The organism is Pseudomonas quercus (assembly GCF_012033695.1).
Taxonomy (GTDB): domain Bacteria; phylum Pseudomonadota; class Gammaproteobacteria; order Pseudomonadales; family Pseudomonadaceae; genus Aquipseudomonas; species Aquipseudomonas quercus.
On sequence record NZ_JAAVJI010000018.1, the window covers coordinates 57,432 to 83,406 of the forward strand.

A 25,975-nucleotide genomic window follows, 5' to 3' on the forward strand; every position below is an offset into this window, starting at 1 on the left:
ATTGCGACCTGCGTTCAATACCCGGTCATCTCCAGGTAGCCCACGCCTGAGTGCGTGCCGCTGAGGGTCACCGGGCCCTCCCAATAGGGAATCCGCAACGCCATCCAGGCGTTGGGGTTGAGCGCCTGCACGCTCACATCGAGGCCTTTGCTGGGAATGCTTATGGACCAATGTGTGGGCATGTCACGGCCTTCCACCCGGGTAGTGCTTATCGGCACCAGGGTGATGCCGTTGGGGGCCAGCGGTTCGGTGGTGCCATCGGCGTTGATCCAAGTGCCCGTGAGGTAGGGGGCACCCTGCCGCTGTCGCATCCGGTAGAGCATCACCTGCGCGCCATTGTTCAAGTGAATGGAAAACCAGTCCCAACCGGTCTGATTGGCGGTCAGTGGCTGGCTGCTCCATTCGCGGTCGAGCCAGGCTGAGCCAGATACCTTGTAGGTTGTGCCGTCCAGGGTGACCTGCCCTGAGGCGTCGAAAAATGGCTGGCTGTAGTAATAAGACGCCTGGCCGGCTTCGGACTTCTGGCTAAAGCCGCCGTTACCTTGCAATACCAGAGGGCGGGTAGAGGTGAGGTGCAGCTGATAGCCAAAGTGAGGGCCCTGGGCGTTGAGCTGCATATCGGCGAGCGGTTTTTCATCGGATGCGCGGCTGGCCAGGGACCAGTCGTCGATCCAGGCTGCAAAAGGCTTGAGGGTCACCCCCGCCTGCTCGATGCCGCCCCGTGCATAGCGTTCTGCAGCGTAGTGGCGGTCTGCAGACGTCACGGCGGCATGGCCCATCCACAGGTTACGGTTGGCCCACCCTGTGTTATCGGCCATGGCTTGGGCCGTTCGGGGCAGGGCGTTGCGGAACAAGGTCCATTGCACGCCGAAAGGCTCCCCGTTCGGCCCTGTAAGGTTGGCGGTGATGTACCACCATTCGATGCGGTAACCGTCGTGGGGGCCATGGTCCTCAGGGAATATGAAGCGCTTGCCGGGCGTTACCTGGGCATACGCCGTGGCGTCATCTGCCAGCCCTGCGAAGCCTTTCTCGGTTTCCGGCGGACCATCGCAGGCGGTAAGGGCCAGTAATGCCACAACGCCCGCAAGCCATTCATACTTCATGGGCAAAGGTCCTTAGCAAATCGGCAGGTTGCGTCTTGAACAGTCGATACAGCGGCCAAGCGGAGGCTAGCAGCGTCGCGATCATCGCCAAGCCCATCAATCGCAGCAGTTGCAAGGGGAATACCTGCAGCGGCAAACGCCAGCCGAATGCTTGCACGTTGATGACCGCATCCAGGCACCATGCCAGCAGCAGGCCTAGGGGAACCGCTAAGGTGAGGGTCAGTACCGCCAGTAGCCAGGTCTGTGCCAGGTTCAGCAGCATCAGCTGGCGCCGGGTTACCCCCAAGGCCCATAAGGGTGCCAACTGCCCGAGCCGGCTCTGGCTCTGCGTGAGCAGGCTGATAAACAAGGCGACACCGGCGACGCCGAGGGTGAGGCTATTAAGTGCTCCAGTCGCGGCAAAGGTGCGTTCAAACACCTGGGTGGACCAGGTTTTAAGCTGGGCCTGGTCAATGATATGGCTGTCATCCAACTCGAACTGTGCATGCAGGCGGTTCAGCAGGGCCGGCACGTCGTGCGGGTCAATACGCAGGTTGAACCGATCAGGCTTCTGCTCGGGCCAATGCGCCAGCAGGTGGTCGGTGTTCACCAGCACATGACCTTTGGGGTTGCCGTAGTCGGCATAGATGCCAACCACCTTCACAGCCCAGGGGCCTGCGGGTGTTGGAAGCTGTACCTCATCACCCGCGGCCACCTTCAGGCGCCGCGCCAGTTGTTCACTCAGCATCAGCGCCTGGTCGTGGGCCAGTTGCGCCCAGGGGTCGCCTGCAGCGGCCTCAAGCAGCGGCCAATGCTCACGGTAGTTGGGGTGATCGATAATGCCGTACAGGTCCGCTGGCCAGCCATCGAGCTGAAGGGGCACGTCCCGGTTGGGCAATACGGCTTTGATCTCGGGCTGCTGCTGTAGCCAGGCTTGCAGCGGAAGGGCTTGCTGCGGGCTGGCCGGGTTGATGTACAGCTCAGCGGTCAGCCGTTGGCCCAGCCAGTGAACGAAGGTTTCGCGAAACCCTGAGGTCATGCTCCCGGCGCCTATGTTGGCGGCCATGGCCAGCAGCAGCGCCATCAGCGCCAGGCTCAGTGCAGGCAACTGCTGGCGGCAGTCCGCTAGAAACCACTGGCCCAGCACAGCGCTACGGCGGCCGAGCAAGGCATTGAGCAGGGCGTTGAGCACCACAGGCAGCCCGAGAGCGGCCCCTAGCAACAGGCCGGCCATCAGCACAAACCCCATGGCCAGGCTGTTGCCCCACACCGCAGCGGCCAAGGCAACCCCTAGGCCTAAGGCAGCGACGCCGCCCTGCCGGCGCAGCCATCGCGTATGCGACTCCTGCCAGGCCTGGGCGCTGCCCAGCGCCAGCAAGGGCAGGCGCGCCGCCCGCGGCAGGCTGTTACTGCCGGCCAACAGCGCACCCAGAAGGCTAACGCCAATACCGCTCAACCACCACCAGGGGCTGAGCGTGAGTTGCCCCGCCACCTCGGCGCCATATAGCCCCCGCAGGCTAGCCGCCACATCGGGCAGCAGCAGGCTGGCCAGCCCGTAGCCGCTCACCACGCCAGCCACGCCGCCGACCAGGGCCATGGCACCCAACTCTACTGCCAGCGCCACGATCAACAACCGGGCACTCACGCCACTGGCTCGCAGGTTGCGCAACAAGCTGCGGCGTTGCTCCAGTGCCAGCCCAATGGCGGCATGGACGATAAACAAACCCACCACAAAGGACAGGAACCCCAAGGCGTCGAGGTTCAGGTGAAAGCTTTCGGTCAGCTTGCCCAAGTCGTTTTCATCGCCGCTGTGCTGCACCTTCAGCTGGTGAGCAAAAGCGTCCGGCAGGAGCGGCAGGGGGTAGTCCTTTGGTAACAGCAACCGCGACACCTGGCCTGGGCGGTTCAGCAGGCGCTGGGCAAACCCGATGTCCACCAGCAGCAAACCAGGCGCCATGTCGGCTTTTGCCTGCAAGGGCGGGAGGGCCTGGCCCTCTTCTGTCAGGGGCTGCGTGCCTTCTGCCAGGCCCAGCGCCAGCAAGGTTTGCGGCGCTACCCAGGTCACGCCCGGGGGTGTGAAGAACGCCACCAGCTGTTCGGTGCTCATGGCTTGCCCCGCCAAGGAAGTGCCGGCTGGGAGCGATACGGGCTCTATGCCCATCACTTGCAAGCGCTGTTCTGGCTGGTCCTTGAGCACCAAGCGCCCTCGAAGCACCGGTGACACCGGCCAGCCTGCGCGGCGAAGGGCTACGAATACGTCTTGAGAAACCGTAGCGCCGTTGGTCGCCACCAAACTCGCTTGGGGCTCACCGCCAATAAGCTGGCTGGCCTTTGCATAACTGTCACGGGCCTGGCTGTTCAGCGCCTGCACACCGGTCAGCAGGCTGGTTGCCAGCCATAACCCGGTCAGCACGCTTGCCAGCTGTACAGGGTGGCGCCGCCAGTGGCTGACCAGCGCCCGAAGTGCCCAATAGAAGGTGGCCATATCAAGGCTGCCCGTCGTCAGAGGCTAAACGACCGTGGCGCAGCACGGCCTGCCGTGACAGGCGCGCGGCCACGCGAGGGCTATGGGTCACCATCAACAGGCTGGTGGGGCTGTCGGCCAAGATGTCCAGCAACAGTTGCAGCACTTCGTCACTGGTTGCTTCGTCCAGGTTGCCGGTCGGCTCATCGGCCAGCAATAGAGGAGGGCGGGAGGCCAGTGCCCGGCCGATGGCCACCCGTTGCTGCTGCCCGCCGGACAACTGCTCAGGGTAACGGGTGAGCAGGCCACCCAGCCCCAGGCGGGTGACCAGTTCGGCTTGCCAGTGGGTATCGAGCCGCCCTGCCAGCCGAGCCTGGAAGGCCAGGTTGTCCTCCACCTTCAAGCTACTGATCAGGTTGAATTGCTGGAATACCAGCCCCACCTGGGTGCGCCGCCAGTTGGCGAGCTGGGCCTCACTCATCTGGTCCAGGCGCTGCCCGGCCACTTCAATGGTGCCGCCGTCTACCTGATCCAGGCCGGCAACCAGGTGCAGGAGGGTACTTTTACCGCTGCCGGATTCCCCCATCAACGCCAGGCTCTGGCCGGCGTCCATGTGCAGGTTGGCACCCCGCAGCACATCGAGAGGTCCTTGGGCGGTGGCGTAGCGTTTGAACACGTTATGGACGTGGAGCATCAAAGGGGCGCCTGAGCAGTAGAAGGGCATGAAGCATGGCGCCAACGCACCTGCAGGGCATCGTTGGCAGTGTTTCGGCAAAGAGACGCAAGGTACGTTCCCTTTGGTACTCGAATCAATGGGGTACCCTACTCAATGGCGGGCGTGCAGGCACAGAAACGGCGGTGCAAGGCAGTGCCGGGCTGCAGGGCAGCGGTTGACCTGATCGAACCCCCGGCACACTGCTGCGGTCTGGTCCTGTATCTTTGTTCAGGAACCGGCCCGTTATGTCACCCCATCACACCTTGGTTGTTCTCGCACGTTGTGGCTATGCCGCGCGGGGCATCGTTTACTTGTTGGTTGGGATTTTCGCCCTGCTCGCCGCGAAGGGGTCTTCAAACCCCAAAGACAGCCACAGCAGCCTCACCGCTGTGTTCAGCCAACCCCTGGGCCATGTGATGGTGGGGCTAGTGGTGGCGGGGCTGTTTGCGTTTGCTGCCTGGCGCGTATTCCAGGCGGTTCGGGATGTAGACCACCATGGTAAGGACCTGAAAGGGTGGGTGATCCGCATCGGCCTGCTGACCGGGGGGCTGGTGAATGGCGCGTTGGGTTTTTTTGCCTTGGGCCTGTTGGTGAGCAACCTGCAACGTTCAGGTGACTCTGGAGGCGGGCAGACCCAGGACCTGCTGTCGAGCCTATTGGCCTGGCCACACTCCAACCTCTTGGTTTACCTGATGGCGCTGGTGCCTTTAGGTGTGGGCATTGCGCACCTGGTGAAGGGGTGGAAGGCCTCCTTCGAGAAGTATTTCGAAGCTGACGAAGACACCATGAAGTACGTGCGGCCCGTGGCGCGGTTCGGGTTGATAGCCCGAGGGGTGGTGTTTATAGAAATCGCCGTGCTGTTGGGCATCAGTGGCTCCAGCTACCAGGCCATGCACCCGCCTGGCATGAAAGAAGCCCTTAACGCCTTGCAGACACTGCCCGGCGGCGGCGTGGTGCTGATGGTTATCGCATTGGGGTTGATTGCCTTTTCGGTGTACAGCTTTTCAGAAGCGGCCTGGCGGCGTGTTGAGGTCGACGTGCCCCACATTCACGCACCCAACCCGTTCTCAAAGTAGCTGAGGGCGCGGAAAAATGTGTACAGGCAGGGGTTCAGTGTAGGAGTTTTCAGCCGATGAAGGCTTGTCACTTTCCTTTCGCTGCGTTGTACAGGTGCTCACATGTTTTTCAACAATCAGAACAAAATGGCGCTGGCCACCCTTCGCGACGAGCTGGCAACCATCGAACAGATCCGCGCTGGGCTGGACGAGGACATGCTCGTCATGCACTTGGACGCAGACGGGCGGATCAAGCATGTGAATGCCAATTTTCAGCAAGAGATGTTGCACCGGGAGGCCAGCGTGCAAGGGCGCCTGCTGTCGGAGCTGGTGCCAGACGAAGCCCGGCAGGACAGTTTCCACCGGCGCGTGTGGTCGGCCTTGAAAGAGGGCGGCAACTTCACCGGTACGCTGCGGCTGCTGCGTGGCGATGGGCGCGAGGCCTGGTTGCGGGTGCTGCTTCACCCCATTCGCAAGGTGGACAACAAGCTCAGCTACGTGATTTACGCCAGTGACCTGACCCGCACTATCGAAACGTCCCGTGAGCAGGACAGCATGATCAAGGCGCTGCAGCGGTCCACAGCGGTGATCGAGTTCGACCTGCAGGGCCATGTGCTGGTGGCCAATGAGCGCTTTCTGAACGCAATGGGGGTGCGGCTTGAACAGATAAAAGGCAAGCATCACCGCCTGTTCTGCACCCCAGAGGACGCCCAGTCGGCTGAGTATGCCGCCTTCTGGGATCGCCTGCGCCAAGGCGAGTTCGTGGCCGGCCGGTTCAAGCGCCTAGACGGGGCCGGGCGGACGGTGTGGCTGGAAGCGTCCTACAACCCGGTGTTCAATGCCAGCAATCGCTTGGTCAAGGTGGTGAAATTCGCGACAGTGATCACCGAGCAGGTGAACCAGGAAATGGCGGTCTCCGATGCCGCCTCCCTGGCCTACTCCACTTCCGTTCAAACCGACACCACCGCTCAGCGCGGTGCCGAGGTGGTCCAGCAGACAGTGGCCGTGATGCGCGAGCTGGCCCGGCAGATGCAAGGGGCAGCCGAAGGGATCGAGGCCTTGGACCAGCAGAGCCAGGTGATTACCACCATCATCAAAACCATCAGCAGCATTGCCGAGCAGACCAACCTGCTGGCCTTGAACGCGGCCATCGAAGCCGCGCGGGCAGGGGAGCAGGGCAGGGGCTTTGCGGTGGTGGCCGATGAAGTGCGCCAACTGGCGTCCCGTACCACCCAGGCCACCGTGGAGATCGCTGGCGTGGTTCAGCAGAACCAGCGGTTGGCGTCCGAGGCTGTAACAGTGATCGGCACAGGCCGCGAACAGGCCGAGCAAGGCCTAAACCTGGCCAACCAGGCCGGCTCGGCCATTGTGGAGATCCAGGACGGGGCCCGCAAAGTGCTCGGTGCAGTAGAGCAGTTCGCCACCCGCCTGGGGCGCTGAACGCTGCAGGTGATAGGGGGGGCGTCCCTGGCCGCAACGGCCTGCATGCGTGTGCCCGGTGCCCATTGGCACCTTCGCAGGTCACCCGGCATCGCCGGTGCAATACCTCTGTTCACGCTGCTGCACTCAGCGCCTGCGGCCATTACACTGGCGCCGCGCATTGATTGCCTGGCCCAGGCGCGGGCCTTTGCTAAGCCCCGAGGCTACTGTTGAACGAACACACCCTGTCCCAGCGCCTGGAGCATGTGGCTGCCCAGGTGCCCCAAGCGGCTTGCCTGGCGGACATCGGCTCTGACCATGCCTACCTGCCAGTGGCGCTGATGCGTCGAGGGCAGATCACCCGTGCCATCGCAGGTGAGGTGGCACACACACCATTTCAGGCTGCCGGGCGAACTGTCCGCGAAAATGGGTTCGAGCACTGCATTGAAGTGCGCCTGGCCAGCGGCCTGGCGGCCATCCGCCCTGAAGACGGGGTTACGGCGATCACCCTCTGTGGTATGGGCGGGGAAACCCTAAGGGACATTCTGGACAGCGGCCGAGCCTTCCTGAAGGGGACCGAGCGGCTGATCCTGCAGCCCAATGGTGGTGAGCGGCCGCTGCGCCATTGGTTGATGGCCAATGGTTACCGCATCTTGGCCGAGCAGGTGCTGCGGGAAAACCGCTTCGATTACGAAATTATCACCGCCGACCCTACCGGGCCGGTGGCCTATACCGAGCAGGAGCTGTATTTCGGCCCCTTGCTGATGCAGGCCCGCACCCCTGCCTTCCTGGCCAAGTGGCGGCGGTTGCTGCAGGTGCGGCAGCGCGCCCTGGCACAGCTTACCCAAGCCCAGCAGGGCGCACCCGCCGAGAAGCTGAACGAACTCCACCGCCAGGTAAGCTGGATCACTCAATTACTCAGCTAAGCCCACCTTGTGGGACCGGGCTTGCCCGGGAACCCACTTTGCTAGAATGATCGAATCAATCAATAAAGAGCTAGATAAAATTCTTTATTGATCGAAACGATCATTAAGCGCATGATGACGACCAGAACAATCACAATGAGACGTCATGATGAGATTCCAAGGCATCGTTCCAGCGCTGGTCACGCCCTTTACGAACACCCATCAGGTGGATGAAGGCGCGCTGCGTTCATTGATCGAAAACCTGATCGGGCATGGCGTCCATGGGCTGTTCGTGCTGGGTACCAATGGCGAATTCTTCACGCTGAGCGAGCGCGAAAAACTGAACATTGCGCGCATTACCGTGGAAGCGACTGCAGGCCGGGTGCCAGTGATTGCCGGTACCGGGGCCTTTGCCACCCACGAAGTGATCGAGATGAACAGCCGCATGGTTGAACTGGGCGTAGACGCGCTGTCGGTGATCACCCCGTTCTTCAACGCCATCAGCCAGAAAGAGCTGATCAACCATTACACCGCCATCGCGGACGCTTCAGCACTGCCCATCATGATGTACAACATTCCGGCGAAGACTGGCTTGTCCATTGGCATAGGCGCTGTGGCAGCCCTGTCCCAGCACCCCCAGATCAAGGGTATCAAGGACAGCGCCGGCAACTTCGACAACCTGGTGCAGATGATCCAGTACCGCAGCGACGATTTTGCGGTGTTCGCCGGCACAGACTCCCTGATCTATTGGAACCTGCTGGCAGGGGGTGACGGTGCCGTGGCCGCGACCGCCAACGCCGTACCCAGCGTGGTGATGGACATCTGGCACCGTTTCCAGGCCGGGGACCATGAAGGGGCACGAGCGGCCCAGGAACACCTGCGCCCGCTGCGTGATGCCTTTGCCATGGGCACCATGCCGGTAGTGCTCAAGAAAGCAGCAGACCTGCTCAATGTTCGTGTGGGCCCCTGCCGACCGCCTGTTTCGCCCTTGGACGAAGCAGCGATTAATACCCTGGAGCGCCTGTTGGCCGTGTACCTCCCCTGAACCTGCCAAGGAGTCTCGCGCCATGCCCTACCATTTTCAGACCGTCAAACACCTGATCCATGGCCCAGCGGCACTCGACAGCCTGGGCGATCACCTTAACCTGCTGAACATACCGCTGCGCCGCCTGGTGCTGGTCACCCAGAACGCCATGCACCGCCAAGGCGTGACAGACCGCTTGAAGGCACTGTTTGCCGAGCGGGACATTGAGCTGCACGTGATCGACAACGTGGAGATCGAACCCAGCATCGAAAACATCAACCAGGTGTTCGAGCGGCAAGTGGCGCCCCATTCGCCCGATGCACTGATCGCGGTGGGGGGCGGCAGCGTACTGGACGCCGCCAAGTTGTTCGCCGTGATGCTCACCAATAGCGTGCCGGTGAGGGACATGCTGGGCATCGACAAGGTGCCCAAGGCGGGGGTGCCCTTGATACTGGTGCCGACCACCTCCGGCACCGGCTCTGAAGTGACACCCAACGCCATCGTGACCTTGCCGGATGAAGCGCTGAAAGTGGGCGTGGTCAGCCGGCACCTGCTGCCAACGCTGGTACTGCTCGACCCGCTGCTGACCTTGACCCTACCCAAGGCCATCACGGCCGCTACCGGTATGGATGCATTCACCCACGCGCTGGAATCCTACATTTCTACCAAGGCCAACCCGGTGAGCGACGGTTTTGCCTTGGAAGCCATGCGCTTGATCGCGGGCAGTATCGAACAGGCCTACGCCCAGCCCGACTTGGTCCAGGCGCGAGGGGATATGCTGCTGGGCTCCATGTATGGGGGGCTGGCACTGACGGCCGCAGGCACGGCTGCCGTTCATGCGCTGGCCTACCCCTTGGGCGGGCAATTTCACGTCACCCATGGGGTGGCTAATGCCATGTTGCTGCCCCATGTGATGGCCTTCAACCAGGATGCCTGTGCCGAACGGCTGAAAAGGGCCGCTTGTGTGTGTGGCGTGGCCGCCCCTGGCGACGGTGCCGAAACGGCGGCGGCCAAGTTGATCGAGCGGATTGTGCAATGGACCGCCGTGCTGAACATCCCCCAGGACCTGACGACGTTTGGCGTGACCGAAGCCCATTTACCGGAGTTGGCCGTCGCGGCGTCCAAGGTCACGCGCCTGATGGTGAACAACCCCAAGGCCATGAGCCTGAGCGACATCCAGGCTGTCTACCGCCGGTTGCTGCCATGACGGACAGCCTACTGGTTATCGCGGACGACCTGTCTGGCGCCGCGGATTGTGCCGTGGGGTTTACCGGCCAGTGCCTTGCTCGCGTCGTTATTGGCAGTGCCGTGGGCGCATTGCAGCCAGGCGTCACCGCGCTGGACCTGGACACGCGGCGGCTGTCGCCTCAACAGGCCGCCGACGCTCAGCAGGCAGTACTGGCGCAACCCCTGTTGGCCGCTTGCCCGCTGTACAAGAAAGTCGATTCCACCTTGCGGGGGAATGTGGTCAGCGAGGTGATTGCACTGCTGGGCAGGGGCATGGCACTGGTGGCCCCGGCCTTTCCCGCCTTGGGGCGGACCACACGAAGCGGCGTGCAATGGCTGGGCGAAGCGCCGGTGAGTGATTCCGATGTGTGGGCCAACGAAGGGTTGAGCGGCAGCGCAGACCTGCTGGCTTTGTTCGGTGCCCAAGGTGTTCGCGTGGCGGGCCTCTCCCGGTCGGCACTGGCACAACCGGACCTGCCACAGGTGGTGCGCCAACACTGTACCCAGGGCACCCAGGTGCTGGTGTGCGATGCCCTGTACGAGGAAGACCTTGCGCTCTTGGCCACTGCCTCGGCGCCCCTGTGGGCTCAGGTGTTCTGGGTGGGCTCGGCCGGCCTGGCCCGGCATCTGGCACTGGAATTGTCCCTGCCGCCGGTTACTGGCAACCACCGGCAGGCGGGCCTCACGGGGCCTGTCCTGGTCGAGCCTAACCTGGCCGGGCCTGTGCTGACGGTGGTGGGCAGCATGTCGGCGCATTCCCATGGGCAGGCGGAGTATTTGGCAGGGCACACAGCGCCTTTCAGGCTACAGCTGTCACCCCGCCTGCTAGTGGCTGATGAGGCCCAGCCGCAGCGTGATGAGTGGGCGGCACAACTTGCCCACGCCCTGGCCAACGGGCAGGACGCGTTGGTCACCTTGATCCAAGTGGGCCGTGACCCCGCGCAGGGACCGGCTTTGTCCCAGGCCTTGGGTGCCTTGCTCAAAGGGCCGCTGGCCCACGCGGGGTGCCTGATCGCCACAGGAGGAGAAACGGCCCGCGCTGTGCTCAGCCATGCCGGGGTCGACGTGCTCGAACTGCACACCGAACTGACGCCCGGCGTGGCCTGTGCCACGGCTTGCCACGGCGGCCGACGGCTGATCGTGATCACTAAGGCGGGTGGTTTCGGCCAGCCTGCCACGCTTCACAACGCCTGGTGCCAGGTACGGGCCAGCGAAGGCGCTATCGCGCCAGCCACCGCTTTGCTTGAAAAGGATACGCCCCATGTCTGAACTGCCTGTCATCGGTATCACCATGGGCGATGCTGCCGGGGTTGGCCCGGAGATCATCGTCAAAGCCCTGGCTCATGCCTCGGTCTACGCCCTGTGTCGCCCGCTGGTGATCGGGGATGCTGCGCGCCTGGCCGATGCCAACCGCATCGTGGGCGGGAACCTTCAAGTCAGCAGCATCACCACCCCTGACCAGGCGCGGTATGTGCCGGGGGTGATCGACTGCATCGACCTGAAACTGATTCCAGCAGGCCTTCCTTACGGCCGGTTGTCTGCCGTAGCCGGGGACGCGGCCTATCACTACATCAAGCGCACAGTGGAGCTGGCCCAGGCCGGGCAGCTGCAGGCCATCTGCACGGCCCCGTTAAACAAGGAAGCGCTACACGCCGGGGGGCATGTCTTCCCCGGCCATACTGAAATGCTGGCGCATCTGACAGGGGTGGAAGAGGTGTCCATGATGCTGATGACGCCTACCTTGCGGGTGATCCATGTGACGACCCACATTGGCATCATCGACGCTATCAACCGCATCGAGCCTGGCCTGGTACGGCGCACCATTGAACGAGCGCATCAGACACTGGTACGCGCCGGTATCCATGACCCTTTGATCGCCGTCTGCGGCATTAACCCCCATGCCGGTGAGAACGGTCTGTTCGGCTATGGGGAAGAAGCCACCAAGATCCAGCCAGCCATCGACGAATTGCGCGCACGCGGCTGGCGGGTGGAAGGGCCACTGCCGGCGGACACCTTGTTCTTCCGAGCCGGCCGTGGAGACTTCGACGCGGTGGTTGCCATGTATCACGACCAAGGCCACGGCCCGGTAAAAGTCATGGGGCTGGAAGCCGGGGTAAACGTGACCATCGGCTTGCCGGTGATTCGCACCTCGGTTGACCACGGCACCGCCTTCGACATTGCCGGCAAGGGCATTGCCGACGAGCGCAGCCTGATCGAAGCCCTGCGCCAGGCCGTGGAGCTGGCCACCCGCACTGCACCTGAAACCGACCCACCCGTGGTTGCTGCCGTGTACTGATCCCTTACCTGTTCAACGCCCCATTACAACAACAAACGGAGCGAACACCATGCACACGTTCGATACCCAGGACACGCTGATCATCGTCGCCATGGTCGTGGCCTATATCCTCTTTACCACCTGGATCAGCTTGCGCCTGCGCAGCCGAACGAGTGAGCAGTACATGGTGGCGGCCCGCAGCATGCCGGCCTACATCGTCGGTATCCTGATGATGAGTGAGTACATTGGCGCCAAGTCCACGGTGGGCACGGCACAGGCGGCGTTCGAGAGCGGTATGGCAGCCTCGTGGGCGGTGGTGGCTGCGGCCATTGGCTTCCCGCTATTTGGCTTGCTGATGGCGCGTAAGTTGTACAACTCCGGCGAGTTCACCATTTCCGGCTTTATCGAGAAGAAGTACGGACGCTCCACCAAGCTCATGGTGTCGATCATCATGATCTACGCATTGCTGCTAGTGAACGTAGGCAACTACATCAGCGGCGCGGCGGCCATCTCGACAGTGCTCAAGATCAACCTCCCAGTGGCTGCCTTTATCACTGCCATCATCAGCACGCTGTATTACGTGTTCGGCGGCCTGAAAAGCGTGGCCTATGTGAGCGTGCTGCATACGGTGGTGAAATACGTGGGCATCTTTATCGTGCTGGGCACGGCCTTGTCCCTGAGCGGTGGTTTCAGCAACGTGAGCCACGGCCTGCCGGAGCATTATTTCACCTGGGATGGCGCCATTGGTGGGTCCAAGGTGGTGGCCTGGATCGTCGGCACGGCCGGGGCCATCTTTTCAACGCAGTTCATCATTCAGGCGGTGTCGTCTACCCGCAGTGCCAGTGCTGCGCGCTCGTCTACCTTCTGGGCCGCGATCCTGTGCCTTCCCATTTCCATCGCCTTGGGGCTGATCGGGGTGATTGCCAAGTACCTGTACCCCAGCATGGACAGCCTCTACGCCATGCCGGTGTTTCTGCAATCCATGAGCCCGGTGCTTGCCGGTGTGGTGACCATTTCCCTGGTGGCGTCGATCTTCGTGGGTGTGAGCACCGTGGCCCTGGCCATCGCGTCGCTGGTCGTGCGTGATTTTTACGTGCCTTGGTTCAAGCCCAACGCCGATCAGGAGTTTCGCACTACCAAGCTCATTGGCTTGGTGATCGGCTTTGTGCCGCTGTTCTTCGTGTTTTTCGTACCGGAAATTCTCAACCTGTCGTTCTTTACCCGCGCCTTGCGCCTGTCCATCACCGTAGTGGCGCTGGTGGCCATCTACCTGCCGTTCTTTGCCACTACCCGCGGCGCTACCCTAGGCCTGGCGGCGTCTACTATCACCACCAGTGTGTGGTATTTGCTGAAAAACCCCTATGGCATCGACAACATGTACATTGCGCTGGCTACACCGGCGCTGGTGATCCTGATCGAGCGTTGCCTGCCCCAGCCCACCCGCGCCGCCCAGGCGCCTGACACCACCGAGGTGCCCCATGCCCACCGTTGAGCAGCGTCAGGACGCGTTCCTGCCCACACCCTATGCGCAGAACCACGCCGCCAACCTGCATGAATTGCACAATGGCACGCTGCTGTGCACTTGGTTTGCCGGTACCCAGGAAGGCATGGCAGATATTTTCGTGCTGCTCTCGCGCCTGGAGCCGGGCGAGACGCAATGGAGCGAGCCGCAACAACTGAGTAACGACACGGCCCGCTCGGAACAGAACCCTATCCTGTTCCAGGCACCCGATGGCCCGCTGTGGCTAATCTGGACTGCCCAGGTGTCTGGTAACCAGGAAACCGCCATCGTCCGCCGACGGTTGTCCACGGACGGCGGCCGTACCTGGGGGCCGGTAGACACCCTGTTCGAGCAGGCAGGCACCTTCGTTCGTCACCCGCCGGCGGTGCTGGACAACGGCGATTGGGTGCTGCCGGTGTGGTACTGCATCACCCAACCGGGTGAGAAGTGGATCGGCAGCCATGACATAAGCGCCGTGATGATCTCATCCGATGCTGGTGCCACCTGGACGCGCCATGATGTCCCCCACAGCACCGGCTGCGTACACATGAATGTCCAGCAACTAGAGGACGGCAGCCTGCTGGGATTGTTCCGCAGCCGCTGGGCAGACCACATCCACGCCAGCCGGTCCTCTGACCGGGGCCGTACCTGGTCCGCGCCCGAACCTACCGAACTGCCCAACAACAACTCCTCGATCCAGTACGTGAAGCTGGCCAGCGGCGCGCTGGCGCTGGTGTATAACCCAGTCAATGCCGAGGGCATCAGCGAGCGCCGGGCGTCGTTGTATGACGAAATCGAAGACGAAGGCGACGACCGCATCACCCCAGGCGCCAATGCTATGGGCAAATCGGCAGTGTGGGGCATCCCCCGCGCGCCCATGAGCCTGGCCTTGTCCACGGACGACGGCCACACCTGGCCGGTACGGGTCGACCTGGAGCTGGGAGACGGCTTCTGCATGACCAATAATTCCCAGCAGAAGCTCAACCGGGAGTTCTCCTACCCCACCATCCTCCAAGCCCGCGACGGCAGCTTGCATGTGGCCTTCACGTACTTTCGGCAGAAGATCAAACACGTGCGCCTGCCGCTCAACAGCGTGCAATGATCCGGGGGTGACGAGATGGAACCAGTACGCAAGGCAGCCTTGGTAACCGGCGTGAGTTCCGGTATTGGCCTGGCTATCGCTCGACGCTTGTTAGCGACGAGCTGGCAGGTTATCGGTATGAGCCGCACAGCGCCGGACCTAAAGCACCCAAGCCTGCGGTGGATCGGTGTGGACCTGAGCGACCGGGAGGCAACCGCCCAGGCGCTGGCCGACGTGGCGCCGGTCAACGCTATTGTTCATGCCGCCGGGTTCATGCGCACCGCCTCGCTGGGCGAATTGAAACTGGAAGACGGCCAGGCCATGTGGCGCGTGCATGTAGAGGCAGCCACGCAACTGGTGGACCGCCTGTACAGCCAGTTGGGGCAGGGCGGTCGTGTGGTGATCGTGGGCAGCCGTACCATGTATGGCGCGGCCGGGCGAAGCCAGTATGCGGCGACCAAAGCGGCATTGATGGGGCTGGTGCGGTCGTGGGCACTGGAGCTGGGACCCCAGGGGATAACCGTGAACCTGGTGGCGCCTGGCGCCACGGACACGCCCATGCTGCGTGACCCGGCCCGTCAGGGTACGCCGCCGCGCCTGCCACCGTTGGGCCGGTACGTACAGCCTGAAGAGGTGGCCGGGTACGTCGGCTTTCTGCTGGGGCCGGATGCGGGGGCGATTACGGGTCAGCAGCTGGTGATCTGTGGTGGCGCCTCGCTCTGAGGTACAGTAGCGCCCACCGCCGCCGTATTTTGCAAGGACACGAATGAAAGTCGCCAACCGCCGCCAGGCCATCCTTGAACGGGTGCTGGCCAACCCTGGCAATACCAATGTGGAGACGCTGTGTGAGGCGCTGGGCGTTTCGGAGGCTACTGTGCGCCGGGACCTCACAGCCCTGGCAGAGCAGGGGCTGATCATGCGCACGTACGGCGGGGCTGCGCATGTGGGGGCACGCGAGCCGGAGCCTTCGCTGGAAGAGCGCAGCACACTGTCGGCTATGGAAAAAAGTACCATTGCCCGCGCAGCGCTGGGCTTTATCCAGGACCATGACACGGTGCTGCTCGATGGCGGCACCACCACGCTGGCACTGGCGCAGCTGTTGAACGAGCGCACCGGGCTGCACGTGATTACCAACAACATGCTGGCTGTGCCCTGGCTGCGTAACCTGCCCGAAGGCCAGGTCACCTTGCTCGGTGGTGAGTTACGGGTGGGCAGCATGTCCAGCGTAGGGCCAGCGGCCATGGCCGCATTGGCACGGCTGAGCGCGGACAAGGTATTTCTCAGCGCCGATGGGGTAGTGGCCGAGCGGGGGTTATGTGAGGCCAGCGCCGCCCAGGCCTACCTTAAGGAACAGATGATTAACCAAGCTGCCCACGTGTTCGTGCTGGCTGATGCCAGCAAGCTGGGCCGCGATCATCAACAACACTGGACGCCCCTTAAAACAGAGTGGACGCTAATCACGGCGGGCGCTCAGCCGGAGCAACTGACAGCGTTTGAAGGCTTGCCGTGGGTAAAGGTACATTCGGTGAGCGGCCCACCCAATGAATCCGAAGCGCGCTGAACCGCCTGCTTTACGTTACCCTTGCCTGCGTTGTCAGCCGTCCAGCGCCTGGAGAACCCGCTCGTGAACCGACAGAAAAAGATCAAACAGCTGCTCAAAGCGCATGCCAAAAAGGCCAGCGCGAAGCTGGCCCCTGTGAAGAAGGACAAATACATCAGCAAGGCAGACCGCGCCAAGCTGGCCGAAGAGGCCCAGCTGGCGGCGCCATCATCCCCATCAGTGCCCTGACTCAGCGACCGTAAGCGTACTCACCACCCTGTTCGATGGCTTTTTTGTACGCGGGGCGCACTTGTAGCCGTTCAACCCAGGCGGCCAGGTGAGGGTAGGCGTCAATCTTGCCCCGCGCCTTGGCCAACTCGCCAATGAAACTCATCTGGATATCGGCCCCGGTCAACGCTTCACCGACCAGGTAGGGCGTCAGGCCCAGCGCCGTGTTCAGGTAGCCAAGGTAGTTCTCCAGTTCCGAATCGATCCTGGGTTTCAAGGGGGCGCCGGCGTCACCCAGGCGGCCTACATACAGGTCAAGCATCAGTGGCAGCATGGCTGAGCCTTCGGCGAAGTGCAGCCATTGCACGTATTCATCGTAGGTTGCAGTGGCCGGGTCGGGCTGCAGGCGACCTTCGCCGTGGCGGCGAATCAGGTAGTCCACGATCGCGCCGGATTCGATCAGCACATGAGGGCCGTCTTCAATCACAGGGGACTTGCCCAGCGGGTGGACAGCCTTGAGTTCGGCAGGGGCCAGGTTGGTGTCCGGGTCACGCTGGTAGCGCTTGATTTCATAAGGCACCTCCAGTTCTTCCAGCAGCCACAGAATGCGTTGCGAACGGGAGTTGTTGAGGTGGTGAACGGTGATCATCAAAGCTCCAGGCGTGTGCAGGTGAGTACCAGTGGACCCTCCTGCCACCTAGGCGTGCCGTAAACGTTCACGGCTAGAGGTGTTCACTGCCCACGCGTTGCCAATCCCCTTGAACCATCGCGGCGCGGGCTTTCTCTGATGCTTGAACCCGCCTGCTTACGGATTGACCCATGCGCGACAAAACCTCTTTTATCTTCGACCTCGATGGCACCTTGACCGACAGCGTGTACCAGAACGTGGCGGCCTGGAAAGAAGCCTTGGACGCCGAAGGCATTCCCCTGCCCATGTGGCGCTTGCACCGCAAGATCGGCATGAGCGGCGGCCTGATGCTGAAAAACCTGTCCCGTGAGACAGGCCTGGACCTGACCGAGGAACAGGCCGAGCGTTTGAGCAAGCGCCACAGCGAAGCGTATGAACGCCTGCAAGGGCAGATCATTGCATTGCCCGGCGCGGTAGATCTGCTGAAGAAGCTGGATGCGGAGAACTTGAAGTGGTGCATCGCCACCAGCGGCGAAATGTCGACCGCTGAAATCAACCTCAAGGTGCTAGGGCTGGATAAGGACAAGATCACCCTAGTGACCCGTGACGACGTGAAGCAGGGTAAGCCTGACCCCAGCCTGTTTATCGCCGGTGCCGACAAGATGGGGGTGCCCATCGAGGAATGCCTGGTGATTGGCGACGCCATCTGGGACATGCTCGCGGCGCGCCGTGCCAAGGCCACCGGGATCGGCTTGCTGTCGGGCGGTTACGACATCAGCGAGCTGGAGCGCGCAGGGGCCTTGCGGGTGTATGAAGAACCCCTGGACCTGTTGAATCACCTGGATGAAGTGGCGTCGTTCGAATAAACAACGGCGCATGGTGTGGGAGCTGGCGAAGCCGGCGAATGTGCTCGAATGACGTTATACGGGTGGTCGGCGTTAAACATTCGCGGGCGCTGCCGGAAGGCCGGCCCCCCACTCCTACAATGCGGCACGTATTGCCTTCTGTGGGAGCTGGCGAAGCCGGCGAACGTGCTTGAATGATGTTATACGGGTGGTCGGCATCAAGCATTCGCGGGCGCTGCCGGAAGGCCGCCCCCCCCACGCCTACAGGCCCCTGCTTCTGTGGGAGCTGGCGAAGCGCGGGTGCAGCCGGCGAACTTGGATGGTCGGGCGTATACTGTGGCCACATGGCTCGGCTTGCGGCCCGTGACCTTCAGGAGCACTACCACATGGATGGGTTCATCGATACCCCTGCACTACAGGCGCTGGCTGCCGGCGATAGCCTTATAACCACCCCCTGCGCGTGCCTGGCCCGCGACCTGAGCGGCTGGTCCAACTGGCCCGTGGGCTACCGCGATGCTCATTTCGAGCAACTGGGTACATTGGCCCGATACGCGCCCGAGCACGCTACGCTGGACGAGTACGACCCCGACCACATGGGCTACTGGTCGCCCACCGCACCCATCGCGGTGCAGTTCTACCCTTGCAACCAAGCCACCGTGTGGCGTTGCCTGGCCTGCAGCCGGGTTTACCTGCGTCATAACGACGATGGCGCCTACCACGTGGCACCACGCATTCGCCGGCTGCAGGGTGCCTTGATCGTAGACGCGGCCCACCCCCGTGAGGGGCGCGAGCCTTGAGCATCACACTTTAGTTCACCCTGAACGCCACCACGCTATCACCCAGGGTAGTCCCCAGCCCGGAATGCCCGCCTGCTGAAATCACCACATACTGCTTGCCGTCACTGCCCAGGTAGGTGGAAGGCGTGGCCTGGCCCCCTGCGGGCAGTTCGGTCTGCCACAGCAGCGCCCCGGTGTCGATGTCATAGGCCCTGAAGAAATTGTCGGCCGTTGCCCCTTGGAACACCAACCCGCCAGCGGTCGCCAACGGCCCGCCATGGGCGACCATGCCAACCGGGAAACCCACAGGGAAGCGATCAGCCAGGAACGCTGTCTTCAAGTTCTTGGTGGTCCCCGTGCGGCGTAGCCACTGGGTTTTGCCGGTCTTCAGGTCCACGCCAGCCATGCGCCCCCATGGCGGCGCGATACACGGTATACCCAGGGACGACACAAATTGCTTGATCTTGATGGCGTAGTCCCCCTGGAAGTTCTCGTTCCAGTAGGGGGAGCCTTCTTCGGTAAACAGGCGCTTTTCAGGGTGTTGTGTGTCACGTTTGATCAGGTCGTAACGGTAGGCCAGGCGCACAGGCGTGGCGATCAGCAACTGGCGATCCGGGTCCACGGCGACCGAGCCCCAGTTGAACACACCAATGTTGCCAGGGAAAATCAACGAACCTTGCTCGGTGGCCGGCGTCCAGGGGTTGGCGTCGTAGCGCAGCCTATGAAAGCTGATGCGGCAGGCCATCTGATCGAAAGGCGTGAGCCCCCACATGGCGTTTTCGCTTAACGGCTTAGGGATGAAATTGATACCAGACACGGCTTGCGTCTGTGCAAAGTGCTCCCCTGGCACGCCGCCCTCCGTGGACACCTTGACCTCGTTCACCGGCACGAGGGGTTCGCCGGTCAGGCGGTTGAGTACGAACAGGTTGCCCACCTTGGTGGGCAGCACCAGTGCCGGCTGCTTGCTACCGTCTTCGCCGATGTCCAGAAGGCTGGGCTGGGAAGGGTTGTCACGGTCCCACAGGTCATTGTTGGAGGTCTGGAACTTCCATTTGAATGCACCGGTGTTCAGGTCCAGCGCTACCAGGGTGTCACGGAAGATTTCCGTGTTATTGGCCGGGTTGCGCCGGGCTCCCAGTTCATCGGGCGAGGCGTTGCCGAAGGGCACGTAGACCAGGCCGTTTTTCACATCAGCGCTTAGGGTAGCCCAGGCCACTGGGGTGTCCTGGGGGTACGTCTGGCCTGCCGCGATAGGCTGGGTCGCCGTGGGGTTGGCAGGGTCGAAGTTCCACACCAGTTGGCCGGTGACGGCGCTGTAGGCGCGGATGACCCCGGACGGGTTGCCGTCTTTGTAGCCGTTGTCCATCACCGAGCTGCCCAGTACAACCAAGCCGCCAGCCACCAGCGGGGCCGACGTTTGCATCAAGGCATGGGGGCGAAGCGTGCCCATGTTGGCGCTCAGGTCAACAACGCCCTTGTCGCCGAACCCTTCGCACAGTTTCCCGGTATCGGCGTCCAGCGCCAGCAGCCGCGCATCGGCGGTGGCCATCAGAATGCGCTTGGCACAGGCGGCGGGTGGAGTACCGGCCGTTTCTGGCGCGACAGCGTAATAGCTCACACCTCGGCAGGTCTGGTGCTGCTGCAGGTACGACCGGTTTTTTTCCGGTACGTACTTCCAGGCCAGGGTTCCGGTTTCCGGAACCAGGGCATGCACCTCGTTATGGGCCGTGCACAGGTAGACCCGGTTGTTGACCTTCAAGGGTGTGGCCTCAAACGTATATTCGCGGGCGTCTGTGTTCGGGTCGCGCAGGTCACCGGTGTGGTACTCCCAGGCTGGCACCAGGGTGCTCACGTTGCGGGTGTTGATCTGGTCCAGGGTAGAGAAGCGCTGGCCAAGGTTCGTGCCGCCGTACGCCGCCCAGTCGCTTCCGGCAGCGGTGCTGCTACGGGCCGTTGCGGGGTTGCCCAGCGTACCGGCGATGGGGTAGGGGTCGTACAGGGTCAGGGCAAGCACCATGGCCATCATCACGGCAACCGTGGTGCCCAGCACCGGGTGAAAACGGCGGGTATCGCTGGCCGTGTGGGCCTGCATCAAGGGGCGGACCACCCAGGGCATGGCCAGCCAGAAGCCCACCAGTGCAAACACGTCGCCCCGGGGAATCCACTGCCACTTGTCAAACCCCACTTCCATAATGATCCAGGCCAGAATGACCCACATCAGCAAAGCGTAAAGGGTGAGTGCACTGCGCTTTCTGAGCCACAGCAACACCGCTGTGAGCAGGATCACACTGCCGATGGCCAGGTAGGCCGGGGACCCGCCCGCCAGCAGGAGGCGCCCCCCCATGTACACCAGTGCCACCGCCAGGGCTGCCATCAGGGCGCTCGTTGCTTTCAGGACCATCGCGTTTTTCCTGTGTAGTCGAAGTCAGCCTTATACCAGCCGCTGCCAGGGCAGGTCTGCGATTATCGACATCCCTTCAGAAAATACTGCTCATGCCGGATTGCAAGGGGCAGCGCCCTATGAATTGGAGTGATACCTCCAATCAATAAAAATAGGTGAAAAAGATGTGAAAGATTCGTTTACTGTCGCCGCCTCGTTTGGCTCAACACGTAACGGAATGTACTGTGCAATTACCTGTAAACACGCTGCAACAGGCAGGCGTCGGCTTCTTCTTGCGCTTGGCCCTGGTGGCTGTAGCCATTGCCCTATTGTGGCTGGACCTGGCCGTGTTCCATACCGATCTTCTAGAGTTGTCCTTCACTGAGGTCGGTCAGGAGTTGATGTTGTTGGGGTGCGCACTGCTGTTCTGGCTCGCACCTGCTGCGAAGGGCGAGCGGGGCTTCAATGTGCTGGCAGGGGGGTTCTTCGCCTGCCTGTTGATGCGTGAGCTGGACGGGCTGTTTGACCCTATCAGCCACAGCGCCTGGTGCTGGCCCCTGTTGCTGATCGCGGGCGGCTGCGTACGGTTCGCCTGCACGGCCGCAAACCGTGCAAGCACCCTGAGCGGGATCCTGGCGTTTTTGAAGTCGCGCGAATTCAGCGCCTTCTCTACAGGGTTTGCAGTATTGGTGTTCTCACGGGTATTCGGCATGGGGGCGTTATGGCACCTCATCCTGCAAGGCGGCTATGCGCGGCTGGCCAAGACTGCCGTGGAAGAGGGCATCGAGCTGCTGACCTATACCCTGTGGCTGGCGGCTAGCCTGGAATATTTCTGGCGAGCGCGCCGGGCAGTCAGTGCGCCGGCTTTGCAAACCGGTAGAACAGGTTGGGTTCACTAACCACATACAGGTTACCGTCGGTGTCCATGGTAATGCCCTCGGGTTGGGGCGCATCCTTGGCCAGGCCACCCAGCGTGGCCCGCAAGGAGCGAATGCTGACGAAGCGACCCTCGCTGTCCAGCTCGGTAATGTTTTTCGATTGGTCGCTCAGCAACAGCAGGTGCCGGGTGACGGGGTCGAAATAGCCATCGGACAGGTCGCTGCCATAGCGGTTGCGGGTCAGCCAGGGGGTAAGGTCGGTAATCGAGACGTTGACCGGCCCTTGTACCGACTTCATGAGGCCTGTCACGGCCCACATCTGTAAAGGGTCACGTTCTTTAATGGCGAAGAGCCGGTCGGAGGCTCGGTCGTAGGTCACGCCCTCCAGCCCTTTGTTGCTACGGGTGGCGTCCAGCCCTAAGGTCACCGTCTGCGCCTGGGCGGCTGACAGTGGCTGGGGCAAGCGCGGAAGGGTGATCATGTTCAGGCGCTGCTTGCGCTCTTCGGCAATCACTACCCGATCATGGCCCACGTAGGTGATGGCTTCCGGATCCTGGAACCCGGCCAAGGGGTAGCGGCCCTCTACTTCGCCGTTTTTGGTCAATACCAGCAGCTCTACAGGCATGTCGTTGGTAACGGCCAGCAGGCGGTCATTGTCGTAGTCGTAGGTGATGCCTGACAGGTTGCGCAGGCCCGGTTCCACTACCTTGGCATCGATGGCCACGGTGAACGCCGGCAGCCATAGGTTCTGGGCCGGGGCGGTGTTGCCGGCCCACACATTGTGCCAATGCCCATAGGCCTGTTCGGCCCAGCATTCCCCGTACACCTGAACACCCGCTGCACACACCGCCGCCATGAGCAGGGCTGCACGCAGGTTGGGCAGGCGTAGGCTACGCAGGCGGGGGCGTAAGCGAAGCCCATGGCGAGTAAGGGTTTGCGTCGTCATGCAAGAACCTCCACGGCAGCGTCGTTCACGGCACTCAGTCGGCTGACCGAACGCGCAGTGACTATCGCAGTGGAATGTCACGAGCAGATTAACGAAAGGTTTCAGTTACAAGCGCTATCGCCCAAATCGCCTGGCACCCAGGATGCACAGGATCACTATTGCCTGGGTGCCAGCCCTGGAGCATGTGATCCGTGCTTCCTGGAGAACGTGAAGTGGGCGGTGACGGCCTACGGTTAGCACTGCCGCCCTGTTGGACCGGGCAAAGCCCGGGAATACCCGCTCTAGGTGGTACTCACCGCCGCCCTGCGCGTGTACTCACGTCTACCCACACCGCCAGCACCAGAATGCTGCCCTTGACGATCATCTGCCAGTAGCTGTCCACGTCCAGCATGGACATGCCGTTGTCCAGGCTGGTGATCACCAGGGCGCCCAGCAAGGCACCGTACACCGTGCCAGAGCCGCCGCGCATGGAGGTGCCGCCAATAAAACAGGCCGCGATGGCGTCCAGTTCGCCCATGTTCCCCGCAGAAGGAGAACCGGCTGCCAGCCGAGCGGTGTTCACCAGGCCGGCCAGGGCGCACATTACACCCATGATGCCGAAGATCCACAGCTTGATGGCTTGTACGTTAATGCCGGAGAGCCGCGTAGCCTCCATGTTACTGCCCACCGAGTAGATGCGCCGGCCGAATACCGTCTGGCTGGTCACATAGCTGAATACGCCCAGCAACACCAACAGCAGCAGCACCGGCACTGGAATGCCGTCGTAGCTATTGAGGGTGTACACAAAGGCCGCCAGCACCAGGCCAATCACCACCACCCGCAAAAGGTCACGGACGAGCGCATGGGGCGCCAAGCCATGGAAGGCTCGGTTTCGACGTTGCCGCCAGGTCAGGAACAGGGTCAAGGCAAACAATGCAGCGCCCAGCACCAGGCCAACGCTCTGGGGAAGGTAGCCCTGGCCCACATACACCAACTCAGGTGACACTGGTGCGATGGTGGTGCCCCCGGTAATGCCCAGCAGCACGCCCCTGAACGCAAGCATGCCGCCCAGGCCCACAATGAACGAGGGAATGCGCAGGTAGGCCGTCATGCACCCATTGGCGAGGCCGATCACAAGGCCACAGAGCGCCACCAGCCCGAGGTTGGCCAGCAGGGGTACGTGATACACCACGTCCAGGATCGCTGCCAGCCCACCCAGCAGGCCTAGCAGCGAGCCTACCGACAGGTCGATCTCCCCACTAATGATCACCAACACCATGCCGCAGGCCAGAATGCCGGTAATGGACATCTGTCGCAGCAGGTTGGAGAGGTTGCGCGGGGTTACGAACCCGCCTTCAGTCTGCCAGCTGAAGAAGAGCCAGATGATCGCCACCGCGATCACCAGCGCCAGCATCTTGTAGCGCGTGAACAGTTGTTTGACCTGGTTCATCTAGGCAGTTTTCCGCTTATTGTCATTGTCATGGCCTGATGGCGCCGTCAGCGCAGCAGCCAGCACCTGTTCCTGGGTAAGGCCTTGGTTGAGGAAATCACCCCGCAATTGGCCTTCGCCGATCACCAGTACCCGGTCCGACACCCCCAGCACTTCGGCCAGCTCCGAGGACACCATGATGATCGACACGCCCTGGGCGGCCAGCGCCCCCATCAGCTTGTAGATCTCGTACTTGGCGCCCACATCCACCCCACGGGTGGGCTCGTCCAGTATCAGCACCTTCGGTTGGGCCAGCAGCATCTTGGCCAGCACGGCTTTCTGCTGGTTACCCCCTGACAGGCTGGTGATGGGCAGGAAGGGGCTGGCGGTTTTCAGGCGCATGCGGGTGATTTCCCGGTCAATGCTGCCCAGTTCGGCCTCGGCATCGATGCGGGTCAGCTTCGAATAGGTGTCCAGCACGGCCAGGGTGATGTTCTGGCCCACCCCCAGGTCGGGGATGATGCCCTGGCGCTTGCGGTCCTCGGGCACCATGCACACGCCTGCCCGGATGGATTTGAGCGGGGTACGCATATCGATGCGCGCACCGTTGAGCCACACCTCGCCCTCGTAGCGCCCGGGGTAGGCACCGAACAGCGCCGTCACCAGCTCGGTGCGCCCGGCACCCACCAGCCCGGCGATGCCCAGGATTTCGCCACGCTTGAGTGTGAAGGAAATATCGTCCACCCGCTTGCGCTTGGGGTTGTCCTGGTCATAGCAGGTAAAGTGCCGAGCCTCGAAAATCACCTCGCCCACCTCATGGGGTTCGGACGGGTAGAGGTTACTCATTTCACGCCCGACCATCTGGGTGATGATCCTGGGAATGTCCATGTCGGCCATGGCCGTGGTCGCGATGTGCTTGCCGTCCCGAATCACCGAAATGGTGTCACACACCGCCGCCACTTCATCGAGCTTATGGGAAATGTACACACAGGCCACACCTTTGGCTTTCAGGTCGCGGATAATGCCCAGCAACACTTCGATTTCCGACCGGGTCAGGGCCGACGAGGGCTCATCCAGGATCAGCAGCCGGGCCTGCTTGTTCAACGCTTTGGCAATTTCCACCAGTTGCTGGTAGCCGCCACCGTACTGGGACACCGGCAGTGCCACGTTCATGTCGGGCACCTTCAGCTCGCGCATCAGGGCCTCGGCCCGGTGATACATGGCCGGGTAGTTCATCCGGCCACCGGGGAGGGTCAGTTCGTGGCCCATGAAGATGTTCTCGGCCACGGACAGGTCCGGCACCAGGGTCAACTCCTGGTGGATAATCACAATCCCCGCCGCTTCGGTGTCCCGTATGGACTGGGCCTTGAGGGGCTGCCCGTCCCAGAGGATGTCCCCCTCCCAGGTGCCGAAGGGGTACACCGCCGACAGCACCTTCATAAGGGTAGACTTGCCGGCACCGTTCTCGCCGCACAGCCCCACGCATTCGCCAGGCCGTACTTTGAGATCGATGCCATTCAAGGCCTTTACACCGCCAAAGCGTTTGACGATGCCATTCATTTGCAACAGGGAGTCAGGCATGGCACGGCACTCACACG

General features: G+C 62.3%; 22 protein-coding genes and 2 pseudogenes. 16 read left to right on the plus strand and 8 right to left on the minus strand.

Annotated elements, in window-relative coordinates; all coding sequences use genetic code 11:
• Window positions 1–14: 14 nt before the first annotated feature.
• Genes HBH25_RS21190 through HBH25_RS21200 form a run of 3 tightly spaced genes read right to left on the minus strand, consistent with a single transcriptional unit; the run spans window position 15 to window position 4,240 of the window.
• A complete protein-coding gene (locus HBH25_RS21190; RefSeq protein WP_168085927.1) occupies window positions 15–1,103 on the minus strand; it encodes a lipocalin-like domain-containing protein in 1,089 nt (362 codons plus the stop codon).
• Window positions 1,093–3,567: an ABC transporter permease gene (locus tag HBH25_RS21195; RefSeq protein ID WP_168085928.1), complete on the minus strand. Its 2,475-nt coding sequence runs from the start codon at window positions 3,565–3,567 to the stop codon at window positions 1,093–1,095. The genes HBH25_RS21190 and HBH25_RS21195 overlap by 11 nt, the downstream gene beginning before the upstream one ends.
• Before the next feature lies 1 nt (window position 3,568).
• Window positions 3,569–4,240: an ABC transporter ATP-binding protein gene (locus HBH25_RS21200; RefSeq protein ID WP_168085929.1), complete on the minus strand. Its 672-nt coding sequence runs from the start codon at window positions 4,238–4,240 to the stop codon at window positions 3,569–3,571.
• Window positions 4,241–4,506: 266 nt separating this feature from the next.
• Between HBH25_RS21200 and HBH25_RS21205 the strand changes: the two genes are divergently transcribed.
• The 13 genes and pseudogenes from HBH25_RS21205 to HBH25_RS21260 all read left to right on the plus strand — a co-directional run bounded on the left by HBH25_RS21205 (window position 4,507) and on the right by HBH25_RS21260 (window position 16,537).
• Window positions 4,507–5,337 carry a DUF1206 domain-containing protein gene (locus HBH25_RS21205; RefSeq protein ID WP_168085930.1) on the plus strand — a complete coding sequence of 277 codons (831 nt, stop codon included), beginning with the start codon at window positions 4,507–4,509 and terminating at the stop codon, window positions 5,335–5,337.
• 204 nt (window positions 5,338–5,541) lie between these two features.
• Window positions 5,542–6,210 (plus strand): annotated as a pseudogene (locus HBH25_RS23880) (PAS domain-containing protein); the annotation flags it as partial.
• A gap of 111 nt (window positions 6,211–6,321) precedes the next feature.
• Window positions 6,322–6,756: pseudogene (locus tag HBH25_RS23885) on the plus strand (methyl-accepting chemotaxis protein); the annotation flags it as partial.
• 209 nt (window positions 6,757–6,965) lie between these two features.
• The gene (locus HBH25_RS21215) at window positions 6,966–7,661 is read left to right on the plus strand and encodes a tRNA (adenine(22)-N(1))-methyltransferase (protein ID WP_168085932.1); all 696 of its coding nucleotides are present in this window, start codon (window positions 6,966–6,968) and stop codon (window positions 7,659–7,661) included.
• 148 nt (window positions 7,662–7,809) lie between these two features.
• Window positions 7,810–8,685 carry a 4-hydroxy-tetrahydrodipicolinate synthase gene (dapA, locus tag HBH25_RS21220; RefSeq protein WP_168085955.1) on the plus strand — a complete coding sequence of 292 codons (876 nt, stop codon included), beginning with the start codon at window positions 7,810–7,812 and terminating at the stop codon, window positions 8,683–8,685.
• 22 nt (window positions 8,686–8,707) lie between these two features.
• Window positions 8,708–9,871 (plus strand): iron-containing alcohol dehydrogenase, encoded by a 1,164-nt coding sequence (locus HBH25_RS21225; protein ID WP_168085933.1) that lies wholly within the window; start codon window positions 8,708–8,710, stop codon window positions 9,869–9,871.
• Entirely contained in the window at window positions 9,868–11,160 is a 1,293-nt protein-coding gene (locus tag HBH25_RS21230; RefSeq protein WP_168085934.1) for a four-carbon acid sugar kinase family protein, read from the plus strand. The genes HBH25_RS21225 and HBH25_RS21230 overlap by 4 nt, the downstream gene beginning before the upstream one ends.
• Window positions 11,153–12,187 (plus strand): 4-hydroxythreonine-4-phosphate dehydrogenase PdxA, encoded by a 1,035-nt coding sequence (gene pdxA, locus HBH25_RS21235; protein WP_168085935.1) that lies wholly within the window; start codon window positions 11,153–11,155, stop codon window positions 12,185–12,187. Before HBH25_RS21230 ends, pdxA begins: the two co-directional genes overlap by 8 nt.
• Window positions 12,188–12,236: 49 nt before the next feature.
• Window positions 12,237–13,658, plus strand: coding sequence for a sodium:solute symporter family protein (locus HBH25_RS21240; protein ID WP_168085936.1), 1,422 nt, complete (start codon window positions 12,237–12,239; stop codon window positions 13,656–13,658).
• Window positions 13,645–14,769, plus strand: coding sequence for a sialidase family protein (locus HBH25_RS21245; RefSeq protein WP_168085937.1), 1,125 nt, complete (start codon window positions 13,645–13,647; stop codon window positions 14,767–14,769). Before HBH25_RS21240 ends, HBH25_RS21245 begins: the two co-directional genes overlap by 14 nt.
• 15 nt (window positions 14,770–14,784) lie before the next feature.
• Entirely contained in the window at window positions 14,785–15,471 is a 687-nt protein-coding gene (locus HBH25_RS21250) for an SDR family NAD(P)-dependent oxidoreductase (protein ID WP_168085938.1), read from the plus strand.
• Between the two features lie 43 nt (window positions 15,472–15,514).
• Window positions 15,515–16,309 carry a DeoR/GlpR family DNA-binding transcription regulator gene (locus tag HBH25_RS21255; protein ID WP_168085939.1) on the plus strand — a complete coding sequence of 265 codons (795 nt, stop codon included), beginning with the start codon at window positions 15,515–15,517 and terminating at the stop codon, window positions 16,307–16,309.
• Between the two features lie 63 nt (window positions 16,310–16,372).
• Window positions 16,373–16,537, plus strand: a complete 165-nt coding sequence (locus HBH25_RS21260) for a DUF2986 domain-containing protein (protein WP_168085940.1) — start codon at window positions 16,373–16,375, stop codon at window positions 16,535–16,537.
• A 1-nt stretch (window position 16,538) separates the two neighbouring features.
• Here HBH25_RS21260 and HBH25_RS21265 read toward each other — a convergent pair whose 3' ends face one another.
• Complete coding sequence (locus HBH25_RS21265) at window positions 16,539–17,165, minus strand: glutathione S-transferase family protein (protein WP_168085941.1); 627 nt, start codon at window positions 17,163–17,165, stop codon at window positions 16,539–16,541.
• Between the two features lie 170 nt (window positions 17,166–17,335).
• On the opposite strand from HBH25_RS21265, the gene HBH25_RS21270 reads away from it, so the two are divergent.
• Both HBH25_RS21270 and HBH25_RS21275 read left to right on the plus strand, forming a co-directional pair.
• Window positions 17,336–18,010, plus strand: a complete 675-nt coding sequence (locus tag HBH25_RS21270) for an HAD family hydrolase (RefSeq protein ID WP_168085942.1) — start codon at window positions 17,336–17,338, stop codon at window positions 18,008–18,010.
• A gap of 323 nt (window positions 18,011–18,333) precedes the next feature.
• Window positions 18,334–18,786: a hypothetical protein gene (locus tag HBH25_RS21275; RefSeq protein WP_229631995.1), complete on the plus strand. Its 453-nt coding sequence runs from the start codon at window positions 18,334–18,336 to the stop codon at window positions 18,784–18,786.
• Window positions 18,787–18,796: 10 nt separating this feature from the next.
• On the opposite strand, the gene HBH25_RS21280 is transcribed toward HBH25_RS21275, so the two are convergent.
• A complete protein-coding gene (locus tag HBH25_RS21280; RefSeq protein ID WP_168085943.1) occupies window positions 18,797–21,166 on the minus strand; it encodes a membrane-bound PQQ-dependent dehydrogenase, glucose/quinate/shikimate family in 2,370 nt (789 codons plus the stop codon).
• A 224-nt stretch (window positions 21,167–21,390) separates the two neighbouring features.
• Here HBH25_RS21280 and HBH25_RS21285 point away from each other — a divergent pair, with 224 nt between their 5' ends.
• Window positions 21,391–22,044 (plus strand): hypothetical protein, encoded by a 654-nt coding sequence (locus HBH25_RS21285; RefSeq protein WP_178089090.1) that lies wholly within the window; start codon window positions 21,391–21,393, stop codon window positions 22,042–22,044.
• Here the strand turns inward: HBH25_RS21285 and HBH25_RS21290 are convergent.
• From HBH25_RS21290 to xylG, 3 genes are all read right to left on the minus strand, one after another.
• The gene (locus HBH25_RS21290) at window positions 21,998–22,969 is read right to left on the minus strand and encodes an SdiA-regulated domain-containing protein (protein ID WP_168085944.1); all 972 of its coding nucleotides are present in this window, start codon (window positions 22,967–22,969) and stop codon (window positions 21,998–22,000) included. The genes HBH25_RS21285 and HBH25_RS21290 overlap by 47 nt on opposite strands.
• 292 nt (window positions 22,970–23,261) lie before the next feature.
• The gene (locus HBH25_RS21295) at window positions 23,262–24,398 is read right to left on the minus strand and encodes a sugar ABC transporter permease (RefSeq protein ID WP_168085945.1); all 1,137 of its coding nucleotides are present in this window, start codon (window positions 24,396–24,398) and stop codon (window positions 23,262–23,264) included.
• Window positions 24,399–25,958 (minus strand): D-xylose ABC transporter ATP-binding protein, encoded by a 1,560-nt coding sequence (xylG, locus tag HBH25_RS21300; protein WP_168085946.1) that lies wholly within the window; start codon window positions 25,956–25,958, stop codon window positions 24,399–24,401.
• Window positions 25,959–25,975: the final 17 nt, after the last annotated feature.

Coding starts and splice junctions, on each gene's coding strand:
- dapA (WP_168085955.1), top strand. CDS start 7,810: ATGAGATTCCAAGGCATCGTTCCAGCGCTGGTCACGCCCTTTACGAAC.
- HBH25_RS21280 (WP_168085943.1), bottom strand. CDS start 21,166: ATGGTCCTGAAAGCAACGAGCGCCCTGATGGCAGCCCTGGCGGTGGCA.
- HBH25_RS21200 (WP_168085929.1), bottom strand. CDS start 4,240: ATGCTCCACGTCCATAACGTGTTCAAACGCTACGCCACCGCCCAAGGA.
- HBH25_RS21270 (WP_168085942.1), top strand. CDS start 17,336: ATGCGCGACAAAACCTCTTTTATCTTCGACCTCGATGGCACCTTGACC.
- HBH25_RS21225 (WP_168085933.1), top strand. CDS start 8,708: ATGCCCTACCATTTTCAGACCGTCAAACACCTGATCCATGGCCCAGCG.
- HBH25_RS21255 (WP_168085939.1), top strand. CDS start 15,515: ATGAAAGTCGCCAACCGCCGCCAGGCCATCCTTGAACGGGTGCTGGCC.
- HBH25_RS21295 (WP_168085945.1), bottom strand. CDS start 24,398: ATGAACCAGGTCAAACAACTGTTCACGCGCTACAAGATGCTGGCGCTG.
- HBH25_RS21250 (WP_168085938.1), top strand. CDS start 14,785: ATGGAACCAGTACGCAAGGCAGCCTTGGTAACCGGCGTGAGTTCCGGT.
- HBH25_RS21205 (WP_168085930.1), top strand. CDS start 4,507: ATGTCACCCCATCACACCTTGGTTGTTCTCGCACGTTGTGGCTATGCC.
- HBH25_RS21265 (WP_168085941.1), bottom strand. CDS start 17,165: ATGATCACCGTTCACCACCTCAACAACTCCCGTTCGCAACGCATTCTG.
- HBH25_RS21230 (WP_168085934.1), top strand. CDS start 9,868: ATGACGGACAGCCTACTGGTTATCGCGGACGACCTGTCTGGCGCCGCG.
- HBH25_RS21195 (WP_168085928.1), bottom strand. CDS start 3,567: ATGGCCACCTTCTATTGGGCACTTCGGGCGCTGGTCAGCCACTGGCGG.
- HBH25_RS21190 (WP_168085927.1), bottom strand. CDS start 1,103: ATGAAGTATGAATGGCTTGCGGGCGTTGTGGCATTACTGGCCCTTACC.
- HBH25_RS21245 (WP_168085937.1), top strand. CDS start 13,645: ATGCCCACCGTTGAGCAGCGTCAGGACGCGTTCCTGCCCACACCCTAT.
- xylG (WP_168085946.1), bottom strand. CDS start 25,958: ATGCCTGACTCCCTGTTGCAAATGAATGGCATCGTCAAACGCTTTGGC.
- HBH25_RS21290 (WP_168085944.1), bottom strand. CDS start 22,969: ATGACGACGCAAACCCTTACTCGCCATGGGCTTCGCTTACGCCCCCGC.
- HBH25_RS21275 (WP_229631995.1), top strand. CDS start 18,334: ATGGCTCGGCTTGCGGCCCGTGACCTTCAGGAGCACTACCACATGGAT.
- pdxA (WP_168085935.1), top strand. CDS start 11,153: ATGTCTGAACTGCCTGTCATCGGTATCACCATGGGCGATGCTGCCGGG.
- HBH25_RS21240 (WP_168085936.1), top strand. CDS start 12,237: ATGCACACGTTCGATACCCAGGACACGCTGATCATCGTCGCCATGGTC.